The following is a 23411-nucleotide window of genomic DNA, read 5'->3' on the forward strand; positions in this document are numbered from 1 at the left end:
CGTGACAACGATCCGGTATCGGCCGACCGGGTGACGCGCGGGGCGGCCGTACGCTCGTCCGCGGGACGACGGCGGAGTCGTCCTTCCCCGCCCGCGCGAGGCACCCGGGTGACCGGGGGCCCGTCGTCGTCCGCGGGGACGGGTCGGCAGAGGTGGGCGGATGCGCAGGGGGCGTGGGGCAGGGACGGCGGCGCTCGTCGTCGCCGTCGTGCTGCCCGTGGCCGCGTGCACCGCCGCCCCGCAGTCCCGGGGTGACGTGTCGGCGGCCCCCGCGGTGGCCGCCGTGCACGCGGAGGCCAGCTGCCTCCTGCCGGACGTGCTGCGCGCGCTCGCGCTGGACCCGGCGTCCGCCGTGGCCGCCTCCGTCCCCGCCTCCGCCGCCGCCGTCGAGCGCGGCACCCCGCCCGACGGCTTCGTGGCGGACACGGTCCTGGTGTGCGGGCGCGGCCAGCCGCTGCGCGACAGCGCCGGCACGTGGCACTCCGTCACGTCCACGCGCCTGGAGGGCGACCTCACCGACGTGCTCGCGGCCGTCGGGCCGGTGCGCACCGCTGCGGCGTGCGAGGACGGCCCGGCGCCCCAGGTGTGGCTGCTCGACGCGCTGGACGGCGGCGTCCTGCTGCCCGCGGACGTCGCGTGCGGCGGCGCGGGAGACGGTCTGACCGCCGCGCTCGCCGAGCTCGACGTCGTGCGCGCCACCGAGGAGCCGGTCGACCTCGTCGTGCCCGCGACCGACGGCTCGCCGGGGCCGGGCGCGCCCGGGGCGCGCACCGCGGGGCCCTGACCGCGCGTCAGAGCTTGCGCAGGCGCACCCGCTGCACGGCGTGGTCCGAGCCCTTCGTGAGCACCAGCGTCGCGCGCGAGCGGGTCGGCACGATGTTCTGCTCGAGGTTGGGCGCGTTGATCGTGTCCCAGATGCTCTCCGCCCGCGCGACCGCCTCCTCGTCGGTGAGCGAGGCGTACCGGTGGAAGTACGACTCGGGCCGCGCGAACGCGGTGGCCCGCAGCGACAGGAACCGGTCCACGTACCACTGCTTCACGTCGGCCGTGCGCGCGTCGACGTAGATGGAGAAGTCGAAGAAGTCGCTGAGCGCGAGGTTCGACGTGCCCTCCAGCGTCGGGCGCGCCGGCTGCAGGACGTTCAGGCCCTCGACGATGAGCACGTCCGGGCGGCGGACCACGACCTCGGCGCCGGGGACGATGTCGTACGTCAGGTGGTCGTACACCGGCACCGGGACCTCGGGCCGCCCCGCCTTGACCTTGGAGACGAACCGCAGCAGCGCGCGCCGGTCGTAGGACTCCGGGAACCCCTTGCGCTGCAGCAGCCCGCGCCGCTCGAGCTCGGCGTTCGGGTGCAGGAACCCGTCGGTCGTGACGAGCTCGACGCGCGGCGTCGCGGGCCACCGTGCGATCAGCTCGCGCAGCAGGCGCGCGGTCGTCGACTTGCCCACGGCGACCGACCCGGCCACCCCGATGACGAACGGCGTGCGGCCGACGTCCTCGCGCAGGAAGGTGCTGGTCGCCCGGTGCAGTCCGCGCGTCGCCTGGATGTACAGGTCGAGCAGCCGGGACAGCGGCCGGTAGATCGCGTCCACCTCGGCGAGGTCGATCGGGTCGCCCAGCCCGCGCAGGCGCGCGACGTCGGCGTCGGTGAGCGGCATGGGGGTCGACGCGGACAGGCGGGTCCACGCCTCGCGGTCCAGGTCGACGTACGGGGTGGCGGGCACCACGGCGGAGGACGTCGGCACCCGACGATTGTGGCGCACGCCGCGCCGCCCGCCGCCCCGGCGCCCGGGCAGCGGCCCCGGGGCGTCGGCGGCTGTCGTTAGGATCGTGCCCATGTGCGGGATCGTCGGGTACGTCGGGAGCCAGCAGCCGAACGGTCGACCTCTGGAGGTCGTCCTCGAAGGGCTGCGCCGGCTGGAGTACCGGGGGTACGACTCCGCCGGTGTCGCGCTGGTGTCGCCGGGGGCGCCGCTGGCGACCGCGAAGAAGGCGGGCAAGCTCGCCAACCTCGTCGAGGAGATCGACGCCCACCCGCTGCCGGACGCGACCGCCGCGATCGGCCACACGCGCTGGGCGACCCACGGCGGGCCCACCGACGTCAACGCGCACCCGCACGTGTCGGGGCGGGTCGCCGTCATCCACAACGGCATCGTCGAGAACTTCGCGCCGCTGAAGGCGGAGCTGCAGGCGGCGGGCGTCGCCTTCGAGTCCGAGACGGACACCGAGGTCGTGGCGCACCTCGTCGCCCGCGAGTACGAGGGCGCGCAGGACCTCACGGCCGCGCTGACGGCGGTCGCGCGGCGCCTGCACGGCACGTTCACGCTGCTGGCCGTGCACGCGGACGACCCGACCACGGTCGTCGGCGCGCGGCACGACTCGCCCCTCGTCGTCGGTTTGGGGGAGGGGGAGAACTTCCTCGGCTCCGACGTGAGCGCCTTCATCGCCTCCACCCGTGAGGCGCTCGAGCTCGGCCAGGACCAGGTCGTGACGATCACGCCGACGAGCGTCGACGTCACCGACTTCGACGGGAAGCCGGCCGAGGCCCGCCGCTTCACCGTCACCTGGGACGCGAAGGCCGCCGAGAAGGGCGGTTTCCGCTCCTTCATGGACAAGGAGATCCACGACCAGCCGCACGCGGTCGCGGACACGCTGCTCGGGCGCACGGACGCCTCCGGCCGGCTCGTGCTCGACGAGCTGCGCATCGACGAGGCGGTGCTGCGCGCGGTCGACAAGATCGTCGTCGTCGCCTGCGGCACGGCGGCGTACGCGGGCCAGGTGGCGAAGTACGCGATCGAGCACTGGTGCCGCATCCCCGTCGAGGTCGAGCTGGCGCACGAGTTCCGCTACCGGGACCCGGTCGTCGACGAGCGGACCCTCGTCGTCGCGGTCTCGCAGTCCGGCGAGACGATGGACACGCTCATGGCGGTGCGCCACGCCAAGGAGCAGGGAGCGACGACGCTCGCCATCGTCAACACCCACGGGTCGACGATCCCGCGCGAGGCCGACGCCGCGCTGTACACCCACGCGGGCCCGGAGATCGCCGTGGCGTCGACCAAGGCGTTCCTGTCGCAGATCACCGCGGCGTACCTGCTCGGGCTGTACCTGGCCCAGCTGCGGGGCAACAAGTTCGCGGACGAGATCGCGCAGGTGCTCGACGAGCTGCGCGCCATCCCGGAGAAGATCCAGCAGGTGCTGGACCGTGCGGGACGCGTGCGGGAGATCGCCCGGTGGATGGCGGACACGCAGTCCGTGCTGTTCCTCGGTCGTCACGTCGGCTACCCGGTCGCGATGGAGGGCGCGCTCAAGCTCAAGGAGCTCGCGTACATCCACGCGGAGGGGTTCGCGGCGGGCGAGCTCAAGCACGGGCCCATCGCGCTCATCGAGCCGGGGCAGCCGGTGTTCGTCGTCGTGCCGTCGCCGCGCGGCCGGGACTCCCTGCACTCGAAGGTCGTCTCGAACATCCAGGAGATCCGCGCCCGGGGCGCGCGCACGCTCGTGATCGCCGAGGAGGGCGACGAGGCGGTGCGGCCGTTCGCCGACGAGGTGTTCTCGGTCCCGCAGACGTCGACGCTGCTCGCGCCGCTGCTCGCGGTCGTGCCGCTGCAGATCTTCGCGTGCGAGCTCGCGTCGGCCAAGGGCCTGGACGTCGACCAGCCGCGCAACCTGGCGAAGTCCGTCACGGTCGAGTGAGCCGGGGCGGGCCCGCGGGCGGCCGCGCGTGATCGTCGGCGTCGGCATCGACGTCGTCGACGTCGCGCGCTTCCTCGCCACGATCGAGCGCGTGCCGGGGCTGCGCACGCGGCTGTTCACGCCGGACGAGCGCGACCTGCCGCCCGCGTCGCTCGCCGCGCGGTTCGCCGCCAAGGAGGCGATCGCCAAGGCGCTCGGTGCGCCGCCGGGGATGAGCTGGCAGGACGCGACCGTGCGCCGCGTCGCCGGTGCGCAGCCCGTCGTGGAGATCACGGGGACGGTGCGGGCCCGCGCCGACGAGCTGGGCGTCGACCGGTTCCACCTGTCGATCTCGCACGACGCGGGCATCGCGTCCGCCGTCGTCGTGGCCGAGCGCGACGCGTAGTCGCGCACGGACGCCCCGGCCCGTCGCCGTGACGGGGCCGGGGCGTCGCGGGCGCGCTCAGCGCAGGTGCGGGACGACCTCGCTCGCGAACAGCTCGATGCCCGAGCGGTCGTACGCCGCCTCGGCGAAGTACGTGATGGCGTAGGTCATGCCGAGGCCCTGCAGCTCGCGCAGCTTCTCGACGATCTGCTCGGGGTGCCGACGAGCGGCCCGGTCCGGAACTGCTCCGCGACCTCGTCGGCCTTGGCCGGCACGGTGGCGGCGTAGTGCTCGCGCACCCACGCCAGCCGGTCCGCGACCTCCGCCTCGGTGCGCCCGATCACGACGTTGTAGTTGGCGGACCGCACGATCTCGTCGAAGTCGCGGCCGAGCTCCTCGCAGTGCCCGCGCAGCACCTGGGACTTGTGCGCGAAGCCCTCCGGCGTGCCGTCGAAGTTCGTGTACGCGGCGTGCTGCGCGGCGATCCGCAGCGTCTTGCGCTCGCCGCCGCCCGCGATCCACAGCGGCGGGCCGCCGGCCTGCAGCGGCAGCGGCGAGAGCTGCGCGCCGTCCACCTGGTAGTGCTTCCCGTCGAGCGTCGCGGTGCCCTCGCTCCACAGCTGCCGGAAGATCTGCACGCCCTCGTCGAGCATGGCGATCCGCTCGCCCGCGGTGGGGAAGCCGTAGCCGTACGCACGCCACTCGTGCTCGTACCAGCCGGCGCCGATGCCCATCTCGACGCGCCCGCCGGACACGTGGTCCGCGGTGGTGGCGACCTTCGCCAGGTAGGCGGGGTTGCGGTACGCCATGCACGTGCACATCTGACCGAGGCGGACGCGGTGGGTGACGGCGCCGAACGCCGTGACGAGGCTCCACGCCTCGTGCGTCGCCTCCCCGTTCGGCTCGGGCACGGCGTGGAAGTGGTCGTAGACCCAGATCGACTCGAAGGCGTCGCCGGCGTCGGCCCACTGCGCGAGCCCGCGCATGACCGGCCAGTGCTGCCGGGGGTCGATGCCCGTGAGGTCCTGCCGCCAGCCCTGGGGGATGAAGAGTCCGAAGCGCATGCGTCGCACGCTATACCGGGGCGTGGCGGGGGCCCGGACGAGGGCAGGGCCGTGCGCGGGCCGCTCGCACGGCGTGGACGCCCGGGCCAGGATGGTCGGGTGCTGCTCTCCCACGACCCCGAGGACGTCCGCGCGGCCGAGGAGCCGCTGCTCGCGGCGGGGGTGCCGCTCATGGACCGGGCCGCGTTCGCGCTCGCGGTGCGTACCGCCGAGGTCCTGCGTGCGGTGCGCGGACGCGTCCGGGGGGCGCACGTCGTCCTCCTCGTCGGCGCGGGCAACAACGGCGGCGACGCGCTGCACGCCGGTGCCCGCCTCGCGCGGCGCGGGGCGCGGGTGACCGCGCTCCTCGCGTCCCCGGCGGTGCACGACGCGGGGCTGGCGGCGCTCGTCGGCGCGCACGGGCGCGTCGTGCGGGTCGACGGGCTCACCGCCGTGGCGGCGGGGACCGGCGGCGCGGGGGACGGCGGCGCGGGACGGGACGACGCGGGGCAGGACGGCGGCCGGGAGGTGGACGGCCTGCTCGCCTCGGCGGACGTCGTGCTCGACGGGCTCCTCGGCATCGGTGCCCGTGGCGGCGGCGTGCGCGGTGCGGGTGCGGCGCTCGTCGCGGCCCTCGCGCGGGTGCGCGGGACGGCGGGGCGTCCGCTCGTGGTCGCGGTCGACGTGCCCTCGGGGGTCGGCGTCGCGGACGGGACGGCCGACGGCCCCGTCGTGCACGCGGACCTCACCGTCACGTTCGGCACGCCCAAGCCCGCGCTGCTGCTGCCGCCCGCCGCCGCGGCCGCGGGGGCCGTGGAGACGGTCGACATCGGCCTCGCGCTGCCCGCCCGCGCGGCCGTGGCGCGGCTGGAGACGTCGGACGCCGCCGACCTGTGGCCCGTGCCCGGCGGCACGGCGCAGAAGTACTCGCGGGGGGTGCTCGGCGTGGTGGCCGGCTCCGCCGCGTACCCGGGGGCCGCGGTGCTCTCCGTGTCCGGTGCGCTGGGCGCGGGGGTCGGGATGGTGCGGTACGTGGGCGACGCCGGTCCGCAGGTGCTCGCCGCGCACCCGGAGGTCGTCGTCGGCGAGGGCCGGGTGCAGGCGTGGGTGCTCGGCTCGGGCGTCGCCCCGGACGACGACGCGCAGCGCGCGCGGGTGCGGGACGCGCTCGCGCACGCGGTGGCGCACGACGAGCCCGCCGTGGTCGACGCCGGTGCGCTCGACCTGCTGCCCCCACGCGTGCCCGCCCACGTCGTGCTCACGCCGCACGCGGGCGAGCTCGCGACGCTGCTGCGGGGACGCGGGGAGGACGTCTCGCGCGCCGACGTCGAGGCCGCACCGCTCGCGCACGCCCGCCGGACCCACGAGCTGACCGGTGCGACGGTGCTGCTCAAGGGCGCCGTGACCGTCGTCGTGGGTCCGCACGGCACGGCCTACACCCAGGCGGACGCACCCGCGTGGCTCGCGACCGCCGGCGCCGGCGACGTGCTCGGCGGGGTCCTGGGGGCCGTGCTCGCGGGCCGGTCGGCGGACGCCGTCGAGGACCCGACGCTGCCCGCGGCGCTCGCCGCGCTCGCGGCCCTCGTGCACGGGCGCGCGGCCCACGAGGCGAACCCCGGCGGACCGGTGGCGGCCTCGGACGTCGCGGCGGCGGTGCCGGCGGTCGTCGCCGCCCTGGTGCGGGCGTGAGCGCGGGCATGAGCGCGGGCGTGGGGGCAGGCGTGAGCGAGGCCGCGGGGCAGGCGTCGGACGGCCCGCTGCACCCGGTGCTGGCCGCGCGTGTGGACGCGCTGCTCGCCCGGGGCGGGCGCCGCCTGCTCGGGCTCGCCGGCCCGCCGGGAGCGGGCAAGTCGACGCTCGCGGCGCAGGTCGCCGCCGCGTGCGGCGCCCGGTGCGTCGTCGCGCCGATGGACGGCTTCCACCTCGCGCAGAGCACGCTCGAGCGCCTCGGGCGCGCCGACCGCAAGGGGGCGCCGGACACGTTCGACGCGGACGGCTGGGTGGCGCTCCTGCGCCGTCTGCGCACGCCCGAGCCCGGGCGCACGGTGTGGGCGCCCGAGTACCGGCGCGACCTGCGGCACGGCGTCACCGGTGCCGTCGCGGTGCCGGCGGACGTGCCGCTCGTCGTCGTCGAGGGCAACTACCTGCTGCTGGACGCGCACGGCTTCGGGCCGGTGGCGGGTCTGCTCGACGAGTCGTGGTTCCTCGCACCGGACGACGACGTGCGCCTCGCGCGGCTCGTCGCGCGGCACGAGCGGTTCGGCAAGTCGCCGCAGGCGGCACGGGCGTGGTCGACCGGCCCGGACGAGGCGAACGCGCGCCTGGTCGCGGACGGCGCGACCCGGGCGGACGTGGTCGTCACGCCGGACCTGCTGGGGTGAGCGGGTGCGCGGTGCCGCCGGACGACGCGCCCGCGGTGAGAGACTGGCGCCCGTGAACGACTTCCCGGCACGCGCCGTCGTCGACCTCGCCGCGGTGCGCCAGAACGTCCGCTCCCTCGCCGCGCACGCGCCGACCGCCCAGGTGATGGCCGTCGTCAAGGCCGACGCGTACGGGCACGGGCTCGTCCCCAGCGCCGTCGCGGCCGTCGCGGGCGGCGCGACGTGGCTCGGCGTCGCGCAGGTCGACGAGGCCCTGGAGCTGCGGCGCGCGGGCGTCACCGGCGTGCGGGTCCTGGCGTGGCTGTACACGCCCGCCGCCCCGCTGCGCGCGGCGGTCGAGGCCGACGTCGACCTCGCGGTCGCGGCGCCCTGGGCGCTCGACGCGGTGGCGCGCGCCGCGCGGGAGGCCGGGCGCACCGCGCGGCTGCACCTGAAGGTGGACACCGGGCTGGGGCGCAACGGCCTCGTGCCGACGCAGCTGCCCGACGTGCTCGCGGCCGCGCGCGCGCTCGAGGCCGAGGGCGTCGTCGACGTCGTCGGCGTGTTCTCGCACCTCGCGCTCGCGGACGACCCGGGACACCCGGTGGTGCGCCGGCAGGCGGTCGTGTTCGCCGAGGCCGTCGCCGCCGTCGAGGCGGCCGGTGTGCGCCTCGAGGTCCGGCACCTGGCGAACGCGGCCGCCACGCTCACCGACCCCGCGCTGCACTGGGACGTCGTGCGTCCGGGGATCGCGGTCTACGGGCTGTCGCCCGTGCCGCAGGTCGGCGGGCCGGACGCGTTCGGCCTCGTGCCGGCCATGACCTTCGAGGCCGAGCTGGCGACGGTCAAGGCCGTGCCGGCGGGGGCGGGCGTGTCGTACGGGCACCAGTACGTCGTGCCGCACGACACCGTCCTCGGCATCGTCCCGGTCGGGTACGCGGACGGCGTGCCGCGGCACGCCTCGGGCACGCAGGAGCGCCCCGGCGGGCCGCTGCAGGTGGGCGGCCGGCGCCTGGGCGTGGCGGGCCGGGTGTGCATGGACCAGGTCGTCGTCGACCTCGGCGCCGGTGCGCGCGACGTCCCCGGTGACCGTGTCGTGCTGTTCGGCCCCGGCACCGCGGGCGAGCCCACCGCGCAGGACTGGGCCGACGCCGCCGGCACCATCTCCTACGAGATCGTCACGCGCGTCGGCGCGCGCGTGCCGCGGACGTACGTGGACCACGAGCGCGAGACCGTCGCACCGGTCCCCGCAGGGTCCGCCGCCGTGTCCGACGCCGTGTCCGCCGCCGTCCCCGCGGGAGGTGCCGCGTGAGCGGCGCGGAGCACGTCGTGCGCCTGCCGGACGCCGACACGACGCGCGCCTGGGGGCGCGCGCTCGCGCAGGTCCTGCGCGCGGGCGACCTCGTCGTGCTGTCCGGCGACCTCGGCGCCGGCAAGACCACCCTCACGCAGGGGCTGGGCGAGGGGCTGCACGTGCGCGGGCAGGTCGCGTCGCCGACGTTCGTCATCGCGCGGGAGCACCCCCCGCTGCCGCGCCCGGACGGCACGCGCGGCCCCGCGCTCGTCCACGTGGACGCGTACCGGCTGGGCTCGTTCGACGAGGTGGAGGCGCTCGACCTCGACGCCAGCCTCGACGAGGCGGTCACGGTCGTGGAGTGGGGCGAGGGCTGGGTCGAGCCGCTCGCCGAGGACCGGCTGGAGGTCCGCCTCGCGCGGCCGCACGGCGGCCTGGCCGCCGACGACGACGTGCAGGACGCCGCGGCGGGCGAGCGTGTGCTCACCGCGCGGGGCGTGGGGGAGCGCTGGCGCGGCGTCGCGCTGCCGGCCGCGCCGGGGACGACGGAGGAGGACGCGTGACCTGGGTGGGCATCGACACGTCGGGCGACGTCGCGGTCGCGGTCGTCCACGCGGACGGCACCAGCAGGACCGTGGGCGACGACGCGCCGCGCCGCCACGTGGAGCAGCTCGCGCCGCTCGTGCGCGACGCGCTCGCGGCGGAGGGACTCGGCGTGGGGGACGTCACCGGGATCGTGGTCGGCACCGGTCCCGCGCCGTTCACGGGTCTGCGCGTCGGCCTGGTGACCGCGCGCGTGCTGGGTCTCGCGCTCGGCGTGCCGGTCTGGGGCGTGCCGAGCCACGACGCGCTCGCGGCCGCGGCCGCCGACGTCGTCGACGAGGGCGCACCGCTGCTGGTCGTCACCGACGCGCGCCGGCGGGAGGTCTACTGGACGGCGTACGACGTGCGCGACGGCGCGCCGGTCGTCGTCGCCGGGCCGGACGTGGCGGCGCCCGCGGACGTGCCGCGCCGCCCCGGTGAGCTCGTCATCGGCGGGGGCCGCGACGCCTACCCCGACGTCTTCGGCGTGGTGCGGACGCCCGTGTCGGACCGCGCCGCGGGCCTGCGCTCGCCGGACCCGGCCCTGCTCGTGCGGCTCGCGGTCGCGCGGGCCGCGGCGGGCGAGGACCTGCCGACCGAGCCGCTGTACCTGCGCCGCCCCGACGCGCAGCCGCCGACGGCGCGCAAGCGGGCCCTGGCGTGACGGCGGCCGCGCCGGGCGCCCCCGCGGGCACGCCCGCGCACGGCGCCGTGACGGTGCGGCCGCTGACGCCCGACGACCTGCCCGAGCTCGTGCGCATGGAGGGCGAGCTGTTCGGGGCCGGGGCGTGGTCGGGGGAGTCGCTGCGCGAGGAGATCACGGGTCCTGGGCGCACCTACGTCGGTGCGGTCCTCCCCGACGGACGCCTCGTCGGCTACGCCGGCACGTGGTTCGACGGGTACGACGTGCAGGTGATGACCGTGGGCACGGACGCCGCGCACCAGGGCCGCGGGATCGGCCGGCTCCTGCTCGTGCACCTGCTCGAGCAGGCCCGCGGGACGGGCGCCGAGTCGGCGCTGCTCGAGGTCCGGGTCGACAACGACCCGGCGATCCACCTGTACGAGAGCCTGGGCTTCACGCGGCTGGGGCGCCGGCGCGGCTACTACCAGCCGGAGGGCGTCGACGCCTGGACGATGCGGCTGGAGCTGCGCGCCCGCTGAGCGACCGGGTTCGACGACCAGGCTCGGCGACCGGCTCGACGACCGGGCTCGGCGACCGGGCTCGGCGACCGACGAGGAGGACGTGATGACCGACGCCCCGACGAAGCCCGCGCCGCCCCCGGCGGACCCGGCGGCGCTGCGCCGCGCCGTCCTCGTCGACGCCGGCGAGCTCGCCGCGCTCCTCGCCGACGACGACCCGCCGGTCGTGCTCGACGTGCGGTGGGCGCTGGGCCGCACCGACGGCCGCGAGCAGCACCTGGCGGCCCACGTGCCCGGCGCGGTCTACGTCGACCTCGACACCGAGCTCGCCGCGCCGCCGTCGCCGGCCCTGGGGCGCCACCCGCTGCCGGCGCTCGCCGACCTCGAGCAGGCGGCCCGGCGCTGGGGGCTGCGCGAGGGGCAGTCGGTGGTGGTGTACGACGCCGTCGGCGGCACGTCGGCCGCGCGCGCGTGGTGGCTGCTGCGCTGGGCGGGGGTGCGCGACGTGCGGATCCTGGACGGCGGGCTGCCCGCGTGGACGGCGGCGGGGCACGGCGTCGAGGCGGGGGACGTGCTGCCCGAGCCCGGCGACGTCGTGCTGGCGGGCGGCGCGCTGCCCACCGTCGACGCGGACGGTGCGGCCGCGCTGGCCGACGACGGTGTGCTGCTCGACGCGCGGGCCGCCGAGCGGTACGCGGGGGAGGTCGAGCCGGTCGACCCGCGGGCGGGCCACGTGCCCGGTGCGGTGAGCGCGCCGACGGCGGGGAACCTCGACGCCGACGGGCGCTTCCTGCCCGCGGACGCCCTCGCGGCGCGCTTCGCGGCCGTCGGCGTCCCGGTGCCCGGCCGCTCCGGTGCCGGGCGCGACCGCGCGGTCGCGGTCTACTGCGGGTCCGGGGTCACCGCCGCGCACGAGGTGGCCGCGCTCGCGACCCTCGGCGTCGAGGCGGCGCTGTACCCGGGGTCGTGGTCGCAGTGGGCGCACGACGCGGACCGGCCGGTGGCCACGGGGCGCTGAGGGGCGCCGTGGCCACCGGCCGGGTGGGTCGGGTCGGGTCAGACGGTGCGGGCGACCTCGTCCCACTCCAGGCGCGGGGCGCGCGCGTGGTGGGTGCCCTCGCCGTCGGGCCAGCCGACGTTGACGACCATGAGGCTGCGCCAGCCGGTGCCCGCGAGCAGGTCGTCGTCGACGCCCGCCTTGTCGAAGCCGCCCATCGGGCCGACGCCGAGACCCGCGGCGCGCAGCCCGACGACGAGGTAGCCCGCCTGCAGCCACGCGTTCTCGCGTGCCGTGCGCTCGGCGCCCTCGGCGTCGGCGGCGAACACGTCGGCGAGCTGGGGGGCGTGCGGCGTCAGGCGGCCCATGTGCCGGTGGAAGCCGGGGTCGGCGGCGACGACGAGCGTCAGCGGTGCGGCGAGGACGCGCTCGCGGTTGCCCTCGGCCATGTGCGCGGCGAGGCGGGTGCGCGCCTCGGGGGAGCGGACGAGCAGCAGGCGCAGCGGCACCGTGTTCAGCGCGGTGGGCCCCCAGCGCACGACGTCGTGGACCCGGCGCACGAGGTCCTCGGGGACCTCGCGGTCGAGGAAGCGCGCGACGCTGCGGGCGTCGCGGAACAGCAGGTCGGCGACGTGGTCGTCGACGCCGGCGCGGTCGGGGTCGAGGTCGGCGAGGTCGTCGAGCAGGTCGGTGCTGGTCATGCAGTTTTCAACAACCGCCCTCGCGGGGCTGATCCCGCCGCCACCGTGAGGCTGGTCACGCGCCCGGCGCGCCGGGCGTGCGCCCTCCGGTCCGGCGGTACCGCGCACGGCGCCTATCCTGGACGCCGTGAGCGAGCCCCTCGTCCTCGGGATCGAGACCTCCTGCGACGAGACCGGCGTCGCCCTGGTCCGCGGTCACGACCTGCTGGTCGACGCCGTCGCGAGCTCGGTCGACGAGCACGCGCGGTTCGGCGGCATCATCCCGGAGATCGCCTCCCGCGCCCACCTCGAGGCCATGGTGCCGACGATCGAGCGGGCGCTGACCACCGCGGGCGTGACGCTCGCCGACGTGGACGCCGTCGCCGTCACGGCCGGCCCCGGCCTCGTCGGACCTCTCACGATCGGGGCGGCCGCGGCCAAGGCGCTCGCCGTGGGCCTCGGCAGGCCGCTCTACGGCGTGAACCACGTCATCGGGCACGCGGTGGTCGACGAGCTCGTCGACGGCCCGTTCCCGGAGCGGGTCCTCGCCCTCGTGGTGTCGGGCGGGCACTCGTCCCTGCTGCGCGTCGACGACACCGTGCACGTCACCGAGCTCGGCTCCACGCTCGACGACGCCGCCGGCGAGGCGTTCGACAAGGTCGGCCGCCTGCTCGGCCTGCCGTACCCGGGCGGCCCGCACATCGACCGGCTCGCCCGTGAGGGCGACCCGGAGGCGATCCGGTTCCCACGCGGGCTCACGGCGCCGAAGGACCAGGCCAGGCACGCCACGGACTTCTCGTTCTCGGGCCTCAAGACCGCGGTCGCGCGGTGGGTCGAGGCGCGCCAGGACGCGGGCGAGCAGGTGCCGCTCCCGGACGTCGCCGCGTCGTTCGCCGCGGCCGTCGCGGACGTCCTCACGGCCAAGACCATCGCGGCCTGCCGCCGCGAGGGCGTCGACACGCTCGTCATCGGCGGCGGCTTCTCCGCGAACTCCCAGCTGCGCGACATGGCGGCGCGGCGCTGCGCCGAGGCGGGCATCACCCTGCGCATCCCGCCCATCCGCTACTGCACCGACAACGGCGCGATGATCGCCGCGCTCGGGTCGGCCGTGGTCCGGCGCGGCATGCCGGCCTCACCGCTCGACCTGCCGGTCGACTCGACGATGCCGCTCACGCAGGTCCTCGTCTGAGGACCGACCCGGACCGGCGCCCCGCAGCCCGGGGTGCGCGCACCGCGGACGGGCGACGTCGACCCGCTTCAGGTCGCGCCGCGGGCTGCCGACTCTCCCGGGGTGCCCGTCAGCGCCTCGCAGCCCCTCGTCGTCGCGGCACCGGCCCTCCTGCGGGAGGTGCGCCTCGCGCTGCTCGTCACCGTCGTCGTGGCGGCGCTCGTCCTGCTCCTCGTCCCGTCGCTGCGTGACCGGCTCCTGGGCGAGTGGCTGCTCCACCGGCTCGCCCGGCGGCACCCGCGGGAGCGCCGCGCCCAGTTCCGCCGCGACGTGCGCGCGGCCGCGCGGGGTGGCCCGTTCGCGCCGCTCCCGCCCGGCACCGACCCGTCGGTCCCCACGACACGGGTCGAGGTCCCGCCGCTCGGCGACGGGCGTCCCGGCGAGCGGTTCCTCGCACCCGGCCCGGCCGACCCCCGCGGCGGCACGCTGTCGCAGGACGGCTCCCGGCAGGACGCCGTCGTACCGCTCGGGCCGGGACGTGCGCTGCTGGTCGTGTGCCTCGGCCGGGTGGGGCGGGCGTCCGTGGCCGGTCCGCTCGAGGTGGCGAGCGACCGGCCGGGCGCGCACCGGGCGCTCGCCTCGCCGGACGTGCGGCACCTCACCGGCGTGGAGCGCGTCGCAGGGCCGGACGGGGCGCCCGCGTGGCGGGTGACGTACGCCGTCGGCGACGCGGTCGTGACGGACACGCACGTCGACCGCGACGGCTGGGCGTTCGTCGTGGGGGTGCTGCGGCGCGCCGGCCAGAGCGACGTCGACGGCCTCGCCGACGCGGTCCTGCGCACCTGGCAGTGGCTGCCGGACGCCCCGGGTCGCCGGGCCACGCACGCCCACGTCGACCTCCCCGCGGACCTCGCCGCGACGCCCGGCGTGCTCACCGTGCACGGCCACGACGGCCGTCCGGTCGCCCGCTGCCGGTGCGCGGCGCCGCCGACCGCGTGGGACGTCCCGGCGCCCGACGGCACGTGGACGGCCGCCTACGTGCGGCTGACCCCGACCGCGTCCCTCACGGTGACCTCGGCGCCGGGCGCGTCCGACGGGGGACGGGCGGCGCGCGCGCACCTCGACTCGCCGCCCGTGCTGCCGTTCGGGCCGGACGTCGTGCCCCTGCGCGAGTCGCTGCCCGTGCGGACGGCGGCGGGGCCGGCGTGGGCCCGGGCGTTCCGCGTGGGCCCCGGGCGCGTGCGGGGCGAGGTCCGGCTCGACCGGGGGGACAGGACCTGGGCCTGGCTGCTCACGCACGCGCCCGGTGAGGAGGCGCAGGTGCGCCCGGCCCTGGACGCGGTGCTGGCCTCGTGGGAGTGGCGGGACGGCGTGGCCTGAGACGGCGCGGTCAGGCGGCCGGGCCGCCGGCCCACAGGCGCCACACCCGGGCGCCGAGCACGAACCCCACGGCGGCCAGCACGGCGGCGACGGCGACCGCCTGCCACCCGACGGTCCACGCGAGCACCACGGACCCGTCCGTCGACGTGGCCGTGACCGGCGAGCCGAGCCACGTCAGCTCGGCCGTGCCGCCGCCGACCGCCTCGAGCGCGTCGAGGGCGCCGAAGGACCACGCCAGGGCGAGGTAGAGCGGCAGCCCGACGCCGAGCAGGGTGCCCACGAGGGCGCCGGTGCTCCACCGCGGCCGGGGCCGGTCGAGCTCGGCGAAGTAGCGGGCGGCGAGACGGCGCGGCGGCCCGACCTCGCGCAGGGCGGCGCGGGTCCCGACGCGGGCCGCGTCGTCGCGCAGCGCCACACGCAGGTCGGCCCGGATCTGCCGGCCCTCGCGCCGCGGGTAGTCCTCCATGGCGGCGGCGAACCGCAGCTCCCACAGGCGCAGGCGCAGCCGGTCCGCGAGCGGCGGACGCACGGGCACGGTGGTCGTGGTCATCGGGGTCCTCCGGGGGCGGGAACGGGTGCGAGGGCGGTGCCGGGGTCGTCGGGGCCACCGGGCGGGCCGCTGCGGTCCGGGACGTACGGGTACGTGTCCGGACCGGGGACGCGGGCCAGCAGGCCCTCGCTGGTGCGGACGAGGTCGCGCCACGCGTCCCGCCGCTCGGCGAGGGCGAGGGCGCCGGGAGCGCTGAGCCGGTGGTACTTGCGCGCCGGGCCGCTGGCGGACGGGACGAGGCGCGACGTGACGAGCCCCTCGCGCTCCAGCCTGCTCAGGACGGGGTACAGCGTCCCGGTGGACAGCTCGTCGAGCCCGGCCTCACGCAGGCGGACGACGAGCGCGTACCCGTACGCCTCCTCGTGCGCCAGGGCGGCGAGGACGAGCATCGGCAGCACGCCCTTGAGGAGCTGGGGGTCCCGCGCGTCGGCCACGACTGCACGGTATCGCCTGCTAGTAGGTGTCGCCAAGTACCAGGTCACGACGCGGTCCGCGAAGACGAGCCGACCCCGCGGGAGGCCACGACGACGTCAGAGGGGGCGCCCCGCCCGCATCTCCGCGAGCAGCGCGCGCACCACAGGCTCCAGCTCGCCCGCGTGCCGCCGCGCGACCGCGCGCTGCCGCTGGTACGACGCCCCGCGGCGCAGGATCACGCGCACCTGCTCGAGCTCCTCGGTGCAGCCGAGCCGCTCCGCGACCGGGGCGAGCGTCGTGAGCCACCGGCCGACCGAGTCCGTGACGAGCTCCTCGTCGCCGTCCGCGTCCGTGATGACGATCGCGTCCATGCCGTAGCGCGCCGAGCGCCACTTGTTCTCCTGCACGAACCACGGCGGCATCGTCGGCACGGGCCCGCCGGCGTCGAGCAGCGACGAGAAGTGCTCGACGAGGCAGTGCGTCAGCGCGGAGATCGCGGTGACCTCGAGCAGGTTCGTCGCGCCGTCGGCGATGCGCATCTCGAGCGTGCCGAACCGCGGGGAGGGGCGCACGTCCCAGCGCACCTCGTCGACCTGGTCGATCACGCCGGTGTGCATCATGTCGCCCACGTACTGCTCCAGCTCGGACCAGGCGTGCAGCTGCGGCGGGAGCCCCGCGGTGGGCAGCTGCTGGAACAGCAGCGCCCGGTTCGAGGCGTACCCCGTGTCCTTGCCCGCCCAGAAGGGCGACGACGCGGACAGCGACTGGATGTGCGGCAGCACGGTGAGCATGGCGCGCTGCAGCGGCAGCACCTTGTCCCGGTCCTCGACGCCCACGTGCACGTGCACGCCGTAGATGAGCATCTGGCGACCCCACCACTGCGTGCGGTCGATGAGGGTGGCGTACCGCTCCTTGTCGGTGACGCGCTGCGTCGCCCAGTTCGCGAACGGGTGCGTGCCCCCGCCCATGACCTCGATGCGCAGCGGCTCGGCGGCGGCGCGCACCTCGTCGAGCGCCCGGCGCAGGTCCTCGCCGGCCTCGCCGACGGTGGTGCACTTGCCCGAGGAGATCTCGACGGTGTTGAGCAGCAGCTCGGACGTGATGTGCGGGTGGTCGGTCCCGTCCGCCGGGCGCACGGCGTCGAAGATCGCCTCCGCCGCCTGCCGCAGGTCGCCCGAGTCGACGTCGACGAGCGCGACCTCCCACTCGATGCCGACCGTCGAGCGCTCCGACCGTGCGAACGGCAGCGGGACGGGCGCGGCCATCAGACCGGCTCCACCACGAGGACGCGCTGCTGCCCCGCGACACGCGTCAGCACCACCGTCCCCTCGGCGCCGCCGCGCAGGTCCAGCTGGCGCCGCAGCGTCTCGGGCACGACGGCCGTGCCCCGCTTCTTGATGGTGAGCCGTCCGACGTCGCGCTCGCGCAGGTACGTGCGCAGCCGCTTGAGCCCGAACGGCAGGTCGTCGAGCACCCGGTAGGCGGTGGCCAGCGGGTCCGGGGTGAGGGCGTCGGCGGTCACGTAGGCGATGGTGGGGTCCACGAGCCGACCGCGCACGCGCTGGGCGACCGTGCCGACCAGCCCGGCGCGGATGACCGCGCCGTCGGGCTCGTACAGGTAGGCGCCGACCGGGCCGACCGGGGGAGCGGCGTCCTCGCCGTCGGGGTCGGCGCGCAGCGTGTGCGCGTGCCCGCCCCGCAGCACGAGCGCGGTCCGCCCCGGGCCGTCAGGGGCCAGCGGACCGAACCACAGGCCGACCTCGACGACGTCGCCGTCGACCGAGACCCACTGCGCCTCCGCGTCGACGGGCAGGTCGCGGTGCGCGATGCCGGGGCCGAGCTTGAGGCCGAGCGCGGGGACGCTCGCGCGTGCCGCGAGCACCGCGTCGAGGGGCGGGGCGTACGCCTGCGGGTCGAACACGCGCCGGCCGGTCCCGGTGCGGCGCGCCGGGTCCGCCCAGACCCCGTCGACGCCCTCCGCCGCGAGGTCGAGCGCGAGGCCGTCGCCGTGCCGGACCTCGACCTCGGGGAAGGCCCGCAGGTTCACGGTGGCGAGCGCGGCCGTGGTCTCGTCGACGTCCGTCGCGAGGACCCGCAGGCCCACCCCGGCCAGCGCCAGCGCGTCGGCGCCCAGACCGCAGGTCAGGTCTGCGACGTGGGTGCAGCCCGCGTCACGGAACCGCCGGGCGTGGTGCGCCGCGACCTCGAGGCGCGTGGCCTGCTCGAGCCCGGCGGGCGTGAACAGCATGCCGTCGGCGAAGTCGCCGAGCTTGGTCCGTGCCTTCGCGCGCAGGCGAGACTGCGTGAGCGCGGCCGCGACGAGACCGGGGTCGAGCCCCTCGCGCTGGAGCCGTTCGGCGAGCGGCAGCGCCAGGCGCTCGTCGTAGGGCGGCAGCGCCTGCAGCAGCGCCCACCCCTCGGGGTGCAGCAGCTTGGCCAGCCCGGCGTGGTCCACGGCGCCCAGCCTGCCACGCCCACGGTCCTGGGGCGTCGTCGCGGCCGGGGTGCGGCGCGCGCCCGGCGCACGCGACGCGCTGGCACTCCGGTTGACCGAGTGCTAACGCGTTCCTAGAGTGAGGAACTGGCACTCTCCTGGTGAGTGTGCCAACCGCGCCAGTGGTCCCGGCACCCGCGACGACGGCGGCCCGACGGTGCGGCGCAGACATTTTCCGCTGAAGAACAACTCATGCGAAGGGGAGGTCCGCTGTGTCGGTCTCCATCAAGCCGCTCGAGGACCGCATCGTCGTCAAGGCCCTCGAGGCCGAGACGACCACGGCGTCGGGTCTCGTGATCCCGGACAGCGCCAAGGAGAAGCCGCAGGAGGGCGAGGTCCTCGCGGTGGGCCCGGGCCGCATCGACGACAAGGGCAACCGCGTCCCGCTCGACGTCGCGGTCGGCGACAAGGTCATCTACTCCAAGTACGGCGGCACCGAGGTGAAGTACGCCGGCGAGGAGTACCTCATCCTCTCCGCGCGCGACGTGCTCGCGGTCGTCGCCTGACGCAGCGACGCACCGGCCGGGCGCAGCCCGGTGACCACGAGAGCCCCTCCCGGTCGGGAGGGGGCTCTCGTGCGTGCGGGGCGGGTGCGCCGGTCCGTGCCCGCGCCCGGCCGGCTCGTCCCCCCACGGGACGCGCGACCGGGAGCGGACGCACGACCGCCCCGGAGCTGGCGCCGCTCGTCGTCGAGCGGCCCCCGCTCCGGGGCGGTCGGGCTCGGGGTCAGGCGGTGACGCGGCGGCCGGCGCGCTCGGCCAGGACGGCGGCACGCTCGTCCTCGGACAGGCCGCCCCACACGCCGTAGGGCTCGCGCACGGCGAGCGACTGCTCGCGGCACTCGTTGATCACGGGGCACGTGGCGCAGATGGCCTTGGCGGCCTCCGCACGACGGCGACGGGCCGAGCCGCGCTCGCCCTCCGGGTGGAAGAAGAGGTCCTGGTCGGCGTCGCGGCAGGCTCCCTCGAACTGCCACTCCCACAGGTCCATCACCGGTCCGGGCAGACGCGAGATCTCGGCCATGTGCTCCTCCTCGTACGACGTCGTCCGGCGGGTGACACCCGGACGGAAGCTGCGGGGGCCGCGCCTCGGGACCGTGGTCCCCGTGGCGCGTTCCTGCGATGTGCCGCAACCGTACAACCGCGCCAGAAGTTGTTCAAGACCCTCTTCTGAATCGATCGCCTGCAACGATCTGGACGGACGGTCAGGAGGCCCGTGGGACCGTGACCATGACGTCCGTCCTGGTGAGCACGGCAGACACCCTCGCGTCAGCGCCGCATGCTCGCTGGCGCGGTTCTGGCGCGATTCGGGCCGGCGCACGGGCGGGGGTGACGCGATCGGGGGAGCGGGGGCGTCCTGGGGGCCGCCGGCTGGCAGAATCGCGCCATGACCGAGCCGGAGGACCCGCCCACGGCGGCACCGGCGTCCCCGGGCACCCACCCCCGGACGGCGGACGGGCTCGGGGCGGCACCGGACGTGGACGCCGGCCCGCTGCCGGGCTCGGCCCCGCTGACCGTCGCCGCCGTGGCGCGCCGGCTCGGCGTCGCGCCCGCCACGCTGCGCACGTGGGACCGCCGCTACGGCCTCGGGCCCTCGGAGCACTCGGCCGGTGCGCACCGCCGGTACTCGGGGCACGACCTGGAGCGCCTGCTCGTCATGCGGCGCCTGACGCTCGAGGGCGTGGCCCCGGCGGAGGCGGCACGCCTCGCGCTCGCCTCGGCCGCCGAGGGCCCGCGCTCCGCGCAGACCAGCACCGACCTCACGTCGCGGCTGCCCGCCGGCGAGGTCGCGCCGCCCGTCCCCGCCGAGCAGCACCCCGACGCCACGCCGTCGCCGCAGGAGACCGCGCCGCGCGCGCCGGTCGAGCCCCGCACGGGCACCACGCCGAGCACCGCGGCGGCCGTCGTCGCGCTCGTGGACGCGGCCCTCGCGGGCCGGTCGGACCGCTGCGCCGGTCTCCTGACGGTCGGCGCGCCCGAGGGGTCTCCGGCTGGTGGACCGGCCTCGTCGAGCCCGCGCTGCGCGCCCTCGCGCAGCGGACCGTCGTCGAGCGCCCCGGGGTGGACGCGCAGGCGACGCTGACCGCGGCGGCGCTGGGGGCGCTGCGGGCGCACACGGCGCAGGACCCGGCACCGGGTGCGCCCGTGGTGCTGCTGCTGCCGGCCCCGGGCGAGGCCCGCCCGCTCGTGGTGCACGCGCTCGCCGCCGCCCTCGTGGGCGGCGGGGTCGACGCGCGGCTCGTCGGGGGACCGGTGTCGACCCGGCACGCGGGCGAGCTGGCGGTCATGACCCGGGCGCGGGCGGTCGTCACGGTGTTCGAGCGTGCGACGCCGGACCTGTCCGTCGTCGCACGCCTGGCGCAGGAGCGTCCGGACCTGCCGCAGTACGTGATGGTCCGGGACGGCGCCGCCGAGCGGGTGCCGCTCGACCGGTCGGTGCACCGCGCGCGCACGTTCGTCGGCCTCCTGCACGAGGCGCTCGCGGCGGTCGGGGAGTCGTCCTCCCTGTGACCGGGGCGACTGTCCAGTAACGTCGACGCACCCGAACGCGTGATCACGAGCCGGACGGGGCCTCCCAAGCGGGAGGAATGGGTGTCGCGACGCGCCCGCCGTCGTCCACCAGGGCTAACGTGACGCACCGTTGACGCCGATGCGGCCATGAGGGTGACCGGCGCGCGCGAGGAGGATCACATGGCAGGCGTCGTGGTGTGCCACGGCTCGGCGGCCGTCCGGGAACGGCTCGTCGTGACGTCGATCGGGGTGCCGTCGCTCGCACCGGTGCGGGCGGCCGCCACGGCGGACGAGCTCGTCGCGCTCGCGCGGCGCATCGCGCCCACCGTCGTGCTGCTCGACGCGCACCTGCCCGGTGCGGGACCGGCGGAGGCGATCCGTCGCCTGCGGGCCGTCGCGCCGGCAGCGGCCGTCGTGCTGCTCGCGGGGCCCGAGGACGGCGAGGCGCTCGACCGGGCGCTCGCGCTCGGGGCGCGGGGGTTCCTCGCGCCGGACGTCGGCCGCGCCGAGCTGGCCGCCGTCGCCGCGCACGTGCAGGCGAGCCCCGCGGCGTCCGCCGCCGGTGCCCCGGCGCCCGCGGCGCCCGCCGGCCCGCACGCCGTGCCGTCGCTGCAGGAGGCCGCGCCGTCGCGCGTCGAGGCGCCCGTCGGTGCCCGACCGGCCGACGGCACCCCGGTGCTCACCAAGCGTGAGATCGAGGTGCTCGTGGGCATGAGCCACGGGCGCTCCAACGCCCAGATCGGCCAGGAGCTGTTCCTGTCCGAGGACACGGTGAAGACGCACGCGCGCCGGCTGTTCCGCAAGCTCGGCGCGGCGGACCGTGCCCAGGCGGTGGCCATCGGCCTGCGCCGGGGCATCATCGACTGACCCCGGGGCGGCCGACCGCCGCGGGGCGGCTGCACGGCTGCCGTTCGCCCGGTGCTCGGGGCCTCCGCGTGGCGGTGGCAGGACGTCGGCGCGACGGTGCCGATCGAGCCGGACCGCTTCTCCCCGTGACCCGTCGAGGCCCGCGGGAACCGCACGCTCGTCGACCGGGTCGGTGGCGACCTGCTGCCGCTCGCGCCGGACCACGGCTGCTTGCAGGACCGTGCGGGCGACCGGGCGTCCACGCCTCGGTACGGTCCCCCGGACCCCTCCCGGCGGCGCGGACGGGGTCCCCGGGGGTCGTATCCTGGGGAGATGACGGAGCTGGCACCCGGCGCCCCGGCCGACCCGTTCGCCCGTATCGGCCTCACCTACGACGACGTCCTCCTCCTCCCCGGGGAGACGGACGTGATCCCCAGCGAGGTCGACACGACCTCGCGGCTCACGCGCGAGATCTCGGTCCGCGTGCCGCTGCTCTCCGCGGCGATGGACACCGTGACCGAGGCGCGCATGGCCATCGCCATGGCCCGCCAGGGCGGCGTGGGCATCGTGCACCGCAACCTCTCCATCGCCGACCAGGCCCACCACGTGGACCGCGTCAAGCGCAGCGAGTCCGGCATGGTGAGCGACCCGGTGACGATCTCGCCGGACGCGACGCTGGCCGAGCTCGACCGCCTGTGCGGCACCTACCGCGTCTCGGGACTGCCCGTCGTGGACGCCGACGAGCGCCTCGTCGGCATCATCACCAACCGCGACCTGCGCTTCGTGCCGCCCGGCGAGTTCGAGACCCGGCGGGTGCGCGACGTCATGACGTCGATGCCGCTCGTCACCGCGCCGGTGGGCATCGCCCGCCAGGACGCGGCCGCGCTGCTCGCGAAGCACAAGGTGGAGAAGCTGCCGCTGGTGGACGCGGCCGGCAAGCTCGCCGGCCTCATCACGGTCAAGGACTTCGTGAAGTCCGAGCAGTACCCGCACGCGACGAAGGACGCCGACGGCCGTCTCGTCGTGGGCGCCGCGATCGGGTTCTTCGGCGACGCCTGGGAGCGGGCGACCGCCCTCGTCGAGGCGGGCGTCGACGTGCTCGTCGTCGACACCGCGAACGGCCACGCCCGGCTCATGCTCGACATGGTGCGGCGCCTGAAGGCCGACCCCGCGACGGCGCACGTGCAGGTCATCGGCGGCAACGTCGCGACGCGTGAGGGCGCGCAGGCGCTCGTGGACGCGGGCGCGGACGCGGTGAAGGTCGGCGTGGGCCCGGGGTCGATCTGCACGACGCGCGTCGTCGCCGGCGTCGGCGTCCCGCAGGTCACCGCCATCCACGACGCGGCGCAGGCCTGCAAGCCGGCCGGCGTGCCGGTCATCGGCGACGGCGGCCTGCAGTACTCGGGTGACATCGCGAAGGCGCTCGTCGCCGGTGCGGACACGGTGATGCTCGGCTCGCTGCTCGCGGGCTGCGACGAGTCGCCCGGCGACCTCGTCTTCGTCAACGGCAAGCAGTACAAGCACTACCGGGGGATGGGCTCGCTGGGCGCGATGGCCTCCCGCGGGCGGGTGTCGTACTCCAAGGACCGCTACTTCCAGGCGGACGTCGCGACGGACGAGAAGATCGTGCCCGAGGGCATCGAGGGTCAGGTGCCCTACCGCGGCCCGCTGTCCGCGGTCGCGCACCAGCTCGTGGGCGGCCTGCACCAGTCGATGTTCTACGTCGGCGCGCACACCGTGCCGGAGCTGCAGCAGCGCGGGAAGTTCATCCGGATCACGCCGGCGGGCCTCAAGGAGTCCCACCCGCACGACATCCAGATGACCGTCGAGGCGCCGAACTACACCGGCCGCTGAGGGGTCGCGCCGCACGCGGCCCGTGCCGTCGCCCCGGCG

General features: G+C 76.8%; 24 protein-coding genes and 1 pseudogene. 17 read left to right on the forward strand and 8 right to left on the reverse strand.

Annotated features, from left to right (window positions below):
• The first annotated feature begins 160 nt into the window (after positions 1-160).
• Positions 161-784, forward strand: coding sequence for a hypothetical protein (locus tag GC089_RS04800; protein WP_155376683.1), 624 nt, complete (start codon positions 161-163; stop codon positions 782-784).
• 7 nt (positions 785-791) lie between these two features.
• Here GC089_RS04800 and coaA read toward each other — a convergent pair whose 3' ends face one another.
• The gene (gene coaA, locus GC089_RS04805) at positions 792-1748 is read right to left on the reverse strand and encodes a type I pantothenate kinase (RefSeq protein WP_155376684.1); all 957 of its coding nucleotides are present in this window, start codon (positions 1746-1748) and stop codon (positions 792-794) included.
• A 91-nt stretch (positions 1749-1839) separates the two neighbouring features.
• Between coaA and glmS the strand changes: the two genes are divergently transcribed.
• Together glmS and GC089_RS04815 are read left to right on the forward strand one after the other, a co-directional pair.
• Complete coding sequence (gene glmS, locus GC089_RS04810; protein WP_155376685.1) at positions 1840-3696, forward strand: glutamine--fructose-6-phosphate transaminase (isomerizing); 1857 nt, start codon at positions 1840-1842, stop codon at positions 3694-3696.
• A gap of 28 nt (positions 3697-3724) precedes the next feature.
• The gene (locus tag GC089_RS04815) at positions 3725-4081 is read left to right on the forward strand and encodes a holo-ACP synthase (protein WP_155376686.1); all 357 of its coding nucleotides are present in this window, start codon (positions 3725-3727) and stop codon (positions 4079-4081) included.
• A gap of 57 nt (positions 4082-4138) precedes the next feature.
• Here GC089_RS04815 and GC089_RS04820 read toward each other — a convergent pair.
• Positions 4139-5124 (reverse strand): annotated as a pseudogene (locus GC089_RS04820) (LLM class F420-dependent oxidoreductase).
• A 99-nt stretch (positions 5125-5223) separates the two neighbouring features.
• Here GC089_RS04820 and GC089_RS04825 point away from each other — a divergent pair.
• From GC089_RS04825 to GC089_RS04855, 7 genes are all read left to right on the forward strand, one after another.
• Complete coding sequence (locus GC089_RS04825; protein ID WP_230685062.1) at positions 5224-6792, forward strand: bifunctional ADP-dependent NAD(P)H-hydrate dehydratase/NAD(P)H-hydrate epimerase; 1569 nt, start codon at positions 5224-5226, stop codon at positions 6790-6792.
• An 8-nt stretch (positions 6793-6800) separates the two neighbouring features.
• Positions 6801-7484, forward strand: coding sequence for a nucleoside/nucleotide kinase family protein (locus tag GC089_RS04830; protein ID WP_155378937.1), 684 nt, complete (start codon positions 6801-6803; stop codon positions 7482-7484).
• Between the two features lie 52 nt (positions 7485-7536).
• A complete protein-coding gene (gene alr, locus GC089_RS04835) occupies positions 7537-8775 on the forward strand; it encodes an alanine racemase (RefSeq protein WP_155376687.1) in 1239 nt (412 codons plus the stop codon).
• Positions 8772-9320 carry a tRNA (adenosine(37)-N6)-threonylcarbamoyltransferase complex ATPase subunit type 1 TsaE gene (tsaE, locus tag GC089_RS04840; RefSeq protein ID WP_155376688.1) on the forward strand — a complete coding sequence of 183 codons (549 nt, stop codon included), beginning with the start codon at positions 8772-8774 and terminating at the stop codon, positions 9318-9320. The genes alr and tsaE overlap by 4 nt, the downstream gene beginning before the upstream one ends.
• On the forward strand, positions 9317-10003 hold the full coding sequence (gene tsaB, locus GC089_RS04845; protein WP_155376689.1) for a tRNA (adenosine(37)-N6)-threonylcarbamoyltransferase complex dimerization subunit type 1 TsaB: 687 nt from the start codon (positions 9317-9319) through the stop codon (positions 10001-10003). The genes tsaE and tsaB overlap by 4 nt, the downstream gene beginning before the upstream one ends.
• Entirely contained in the window at positions 10000-10500 is a 501-nt protein-coding gene (rimI, locus tag GC089_RS04850; protein ID WP_230685063.1) for a ribosomal protein S18-alanine N-acetyltransferase, read from the forward strand. The genes tsaB and rimI overlap by 4 nt, the downstream gene beginning before the upstream one ends.
• 85 nt (positions 10501-10585) lie before the next feature.
• Positions 10586-11497, forward strand: a complete 912-nt coding sequence (locus GC089_RS04855) for a sulfurtransferase (protein ID WP_155376690.1) — start codon at positions 10586-10588, stop codon at positions 11495-11497.
• 38 nt (positions 11498-11535) lie between these two features.
• Here the strand turns inward: GC089_RS04855 and GC089_RS04860 are convergent, their stop codons facing one another.
• Positions 11536-12177, reverse strand: coding sequence for a malonic semialdehyde reductase (locus GC089_RS04860; protein WP_155376691.1), 642 nt, complete (start codon positions 12175-12177; stop codon positions 11536-11538).
• 127 nt (positions 12178-12304) lie between these two features.
• Here GC089_RS04860 and tsaD point away from each other — a divergent pair, with 127 nt between their 5' ends.
• Together tsaD and GC089_RS04870 are read left to right on the forward strand one after the other, a co-directional pair.
• Positions 12305-13345, forward strand: coding sequence for a tRNA (adenosine(37)-N6)-threonylcarbamoyltransferase complex transferase subunit TsaD (tsaD, locus tag GC089_RS04865; RefSeq protein WP_155376692.1), 1041 nt, complete (start codon positions 12305-12307; stop codon positions 13343-13345).
• A 102-nt stretch (positions 13346-13447) separates the two neighbouring features.
• Positions 13448-14704: a hypothetical protein gene (locus GC089_RS04870; RefSeq protein ID WP_155376693.1), complete on the forward strand. Its 1257-nt coding sequence runs from the start codon at positions 13448-13450 to the stop codon at positions 14702-14704.
• A gap of 10 nt (positions 14705-14714) precedes the next feature.
• Here GC089_RS04870 and GC089_RS04875 read toward each other — a convergent pair whose 3' ends face one another.
• The 4 genes from GC089_RS04875 to GC089_RS04890 form a co-directional block, all read right to left on the reverse strand.
• On the reverse strand, positions 14715-15254 hold the full coding sequence (locus GC089_RS04875; RefSeq protein WP_155376694.1) for a hypothetical protein: 540 nt from the start codon (positions 15252-15254) through the stop codon (positions 14715-14717).
• Positions 15251-15688 carry a PadR family transcriptional regulator gene (locus GC089_RS04880; RefSeq protein ID WP_155376695.1) on the reverse strand — a complete coding sequence of 146 codons (438 nt, stop codon included), beginning with the start codon at positions 15686-15688 and terminating at the stop codon, positions 15251-15253. The genes GC089_RS04875 and GC089_RS04880 overlap by 4 nt, the downstream gene beginning before the upstream one ends.
• 96 nt (positions 15689-15784) lie before the next feature.
• Positions 15785-16933 (reverse strand): glutamate--cysteine ligase, encoded by a 1149-nt coding sequence (locus tag GC089_RS04885; RefSeq protein WP_155376696.1) that lies wholly within the window; start codon positions 16931-16933, stop codon positions 15785-15787.
• Positions 16933-18123: a class I SAM-dependent methyltransferase gene (locus GC089_RS04890; protein ID WP_155376697.1), complete on the reverse strand. Its 1191-nt coding sequence runs from the start codon at positions 18121-18123 to the stop codon at positions 16933-16935. Before GC089_RS04890 ends, GC089_RS04885 begins: the two co-directional genes overlap by 1 nt.
• A gap of 251 nt (positions 18124-18374) precedes the next feature.
• On the opposite strand from GC089_RS04890, the gene groES reads away from it, so the two are divergent.
• The gene (gene groES, locus GC089_RS04895; protein WP_155376698.1) at positions 18375-18668 is read left to right on the forward strand and encodes a co-chaperone GroES; all 294 of its coding nucleotides are present in this window, start codon (positions 18375-18377) and stop codon (positions 18666-18668) included.
• 220 nt (positions 18669-18888) lie between these two features.
• On the opposite strand, the gene GC089_RS04900 is transcribed toward groES, so the two are convergent.
• Positions 18889-19185 (reverse strand): WhiB family transcriptional regulator, encoded by a 297-nt coding sequence (locus tag GC089_RS04900; RefSeq protein WP_136519591.1) that lies wholly within the window; start codon positions 19183-19185, stop codon positions 18889-18891.
• Positions 19186-19548: 363 nt separating this feature from the next.
• Here GC089_RS04900 and GC089_RS18855 point away from each other — a divergent pair, with 363 nt between their 5' ends.
• The 4 genes from GC089_RS18855 to guaB all read left to right on the forward strand — a co-directional run bounded on the left by GC089_RS18855 (position 19549) and on the right by guaB (position 23372).
• Positions 19549-20244 (forward strand): MerR family transcriptional regulator, encoded by a 696-nt coding sequence (locus GC089_RS18855; RefSeq protein ID WP_230685064.1) that lies wholly within the window; start codon positions 19549-19551, stop codon positions 20242-20244.
• The gene (locus GC089_RS18860; protein ID WP_230685065.1) at positions 20223-20672 is read left to right on the forward strand and encodes a hypothetical protein; all 450 of its coding nucleotides are present in this window, start codon (positions 20223-20225) and stop codon (positions 20670-20672) included. Before GC089_RS18855 ends, GC089_RS18860 begins: the two co-directional genes overlap by 22 nt.
• Before the next feature lie 180 nt (positions 20673-20852).
• On the forward strand, positions 20853-21539 hold the full coding sequence (locus tag GC089_RS04910; protein ID WP_155376699.1) for a response regulator transcription factor: 687 nt from the start codon (positions 20853-20855) through the stop codon (positions 21537-21539).
• A 312-nt stretch (positions 21540-21851) separates the two neighbouring features.
• Complete coding sequence (guaB, locus tag GC089_RS04915; protein WP_155376700.1) at positions 21852-23372, forward strand: IMP dehydrogenase; 1521 nt, start codon at positions 21852-21854, stop codon at positions 23370-23372.
• Positions 23373-23411 lie beyond the last annotated feature (39 nt).

Origin of the sequence: Cellulomonas sp. JZ18 (genome assembly GCF_009720485.1) — a bacterium.
Classification (GTDB): domain Bacteria; phylum Actinomycetota; class Actinomycetes; order Actinomycetales; family Cellulomonadaceae; genus Cellulomonas.

What these genes read in the sequence shown, in the direction of transcription:
- GC089_RS04800 (WP_155376683.1), top strand. Translation starts at nt 161, where the DNA reads ATGCGCAGGGGGCGTGGGGCAGGGACGGCGGCGCTCGTCGTCGCCGTC.
- glmS (WP_155376685.1), top strand. Translation starts at nt 1,840, where the DNA reads ATGTGCGGGATCGTCGGGTACGTCGGGAGCCAGCAGCCGAACGGTCGA.
- GC089_RS04830 (WP_155378937.1), top strand. Translation starts at nt 6,801, where the DNA reads ATGAGCGCGGGCGTGGGGGCAGGCGTGAGCGAGGCCGCGGGGCAGGCG.
- GC089_RS04855 (WP_155376690.1), top strand. Translation starts at nt 10,586, where the DNA reads ATGACCGACGCCCCGACGAAGCCCGCGCCGCCCCCGGCGGACCCGGCG.
- GC089_RS04860 (WP_155376691.1), bottom strand. Translation starts at nt 12,177, where the DNA reads ATGACCAGCACCGACCTGCTCGACGACCTCGCCGACCTCGACCCCGAC.
- GC089_RS04875 (WP_155376694.1), bottom strand. Translation starts at nt 15,254, where the DNA reads ATGACCACGACCACCGTGCCCGTGCGTCCGCCGCTCGCGGACCGGCTG.
- GC089_RS04885 (WP_155376696.1), bottom strand. Translation starts at nt 16,933, where the DNA reads ATGGCCGCGCCCGTCCCGCTGCCGTTCGCACGGTCGGAGCGCTCGACG.
- GC089_RS04900 (WP_136519591.1), bottom strand. Translation starts at nt 19,185, where the DNA reads ATGGCCGAGATCTCGCGTCTGCCCGGACCGGTGATGGACCTGTGGGAG.
- GC089_RS18855 (WP_230685064.1), top strand. Translation starts at nt 19,549, where the DNA reads ATGACCGAGCCGGAGGACCCGCCCACGGCGGCACCGGCGTCCCCGGGC.
- GC089_RS04910 (WP_155376699.1), top strand. Translation starts at nt 20,853, where the DNA reads ATGGCAGGCGTCGTGGTGTGCCACGGCTCGGCGGCCGTCCGGGAACGG.
- guaB (WP_155376700.1), top strand. Translation starts at nt 21,852, where the DNA reads ATGACGGAGCTGGCACCCGGCGCCCCGGCCGACCCGTTCGCCCGTATC.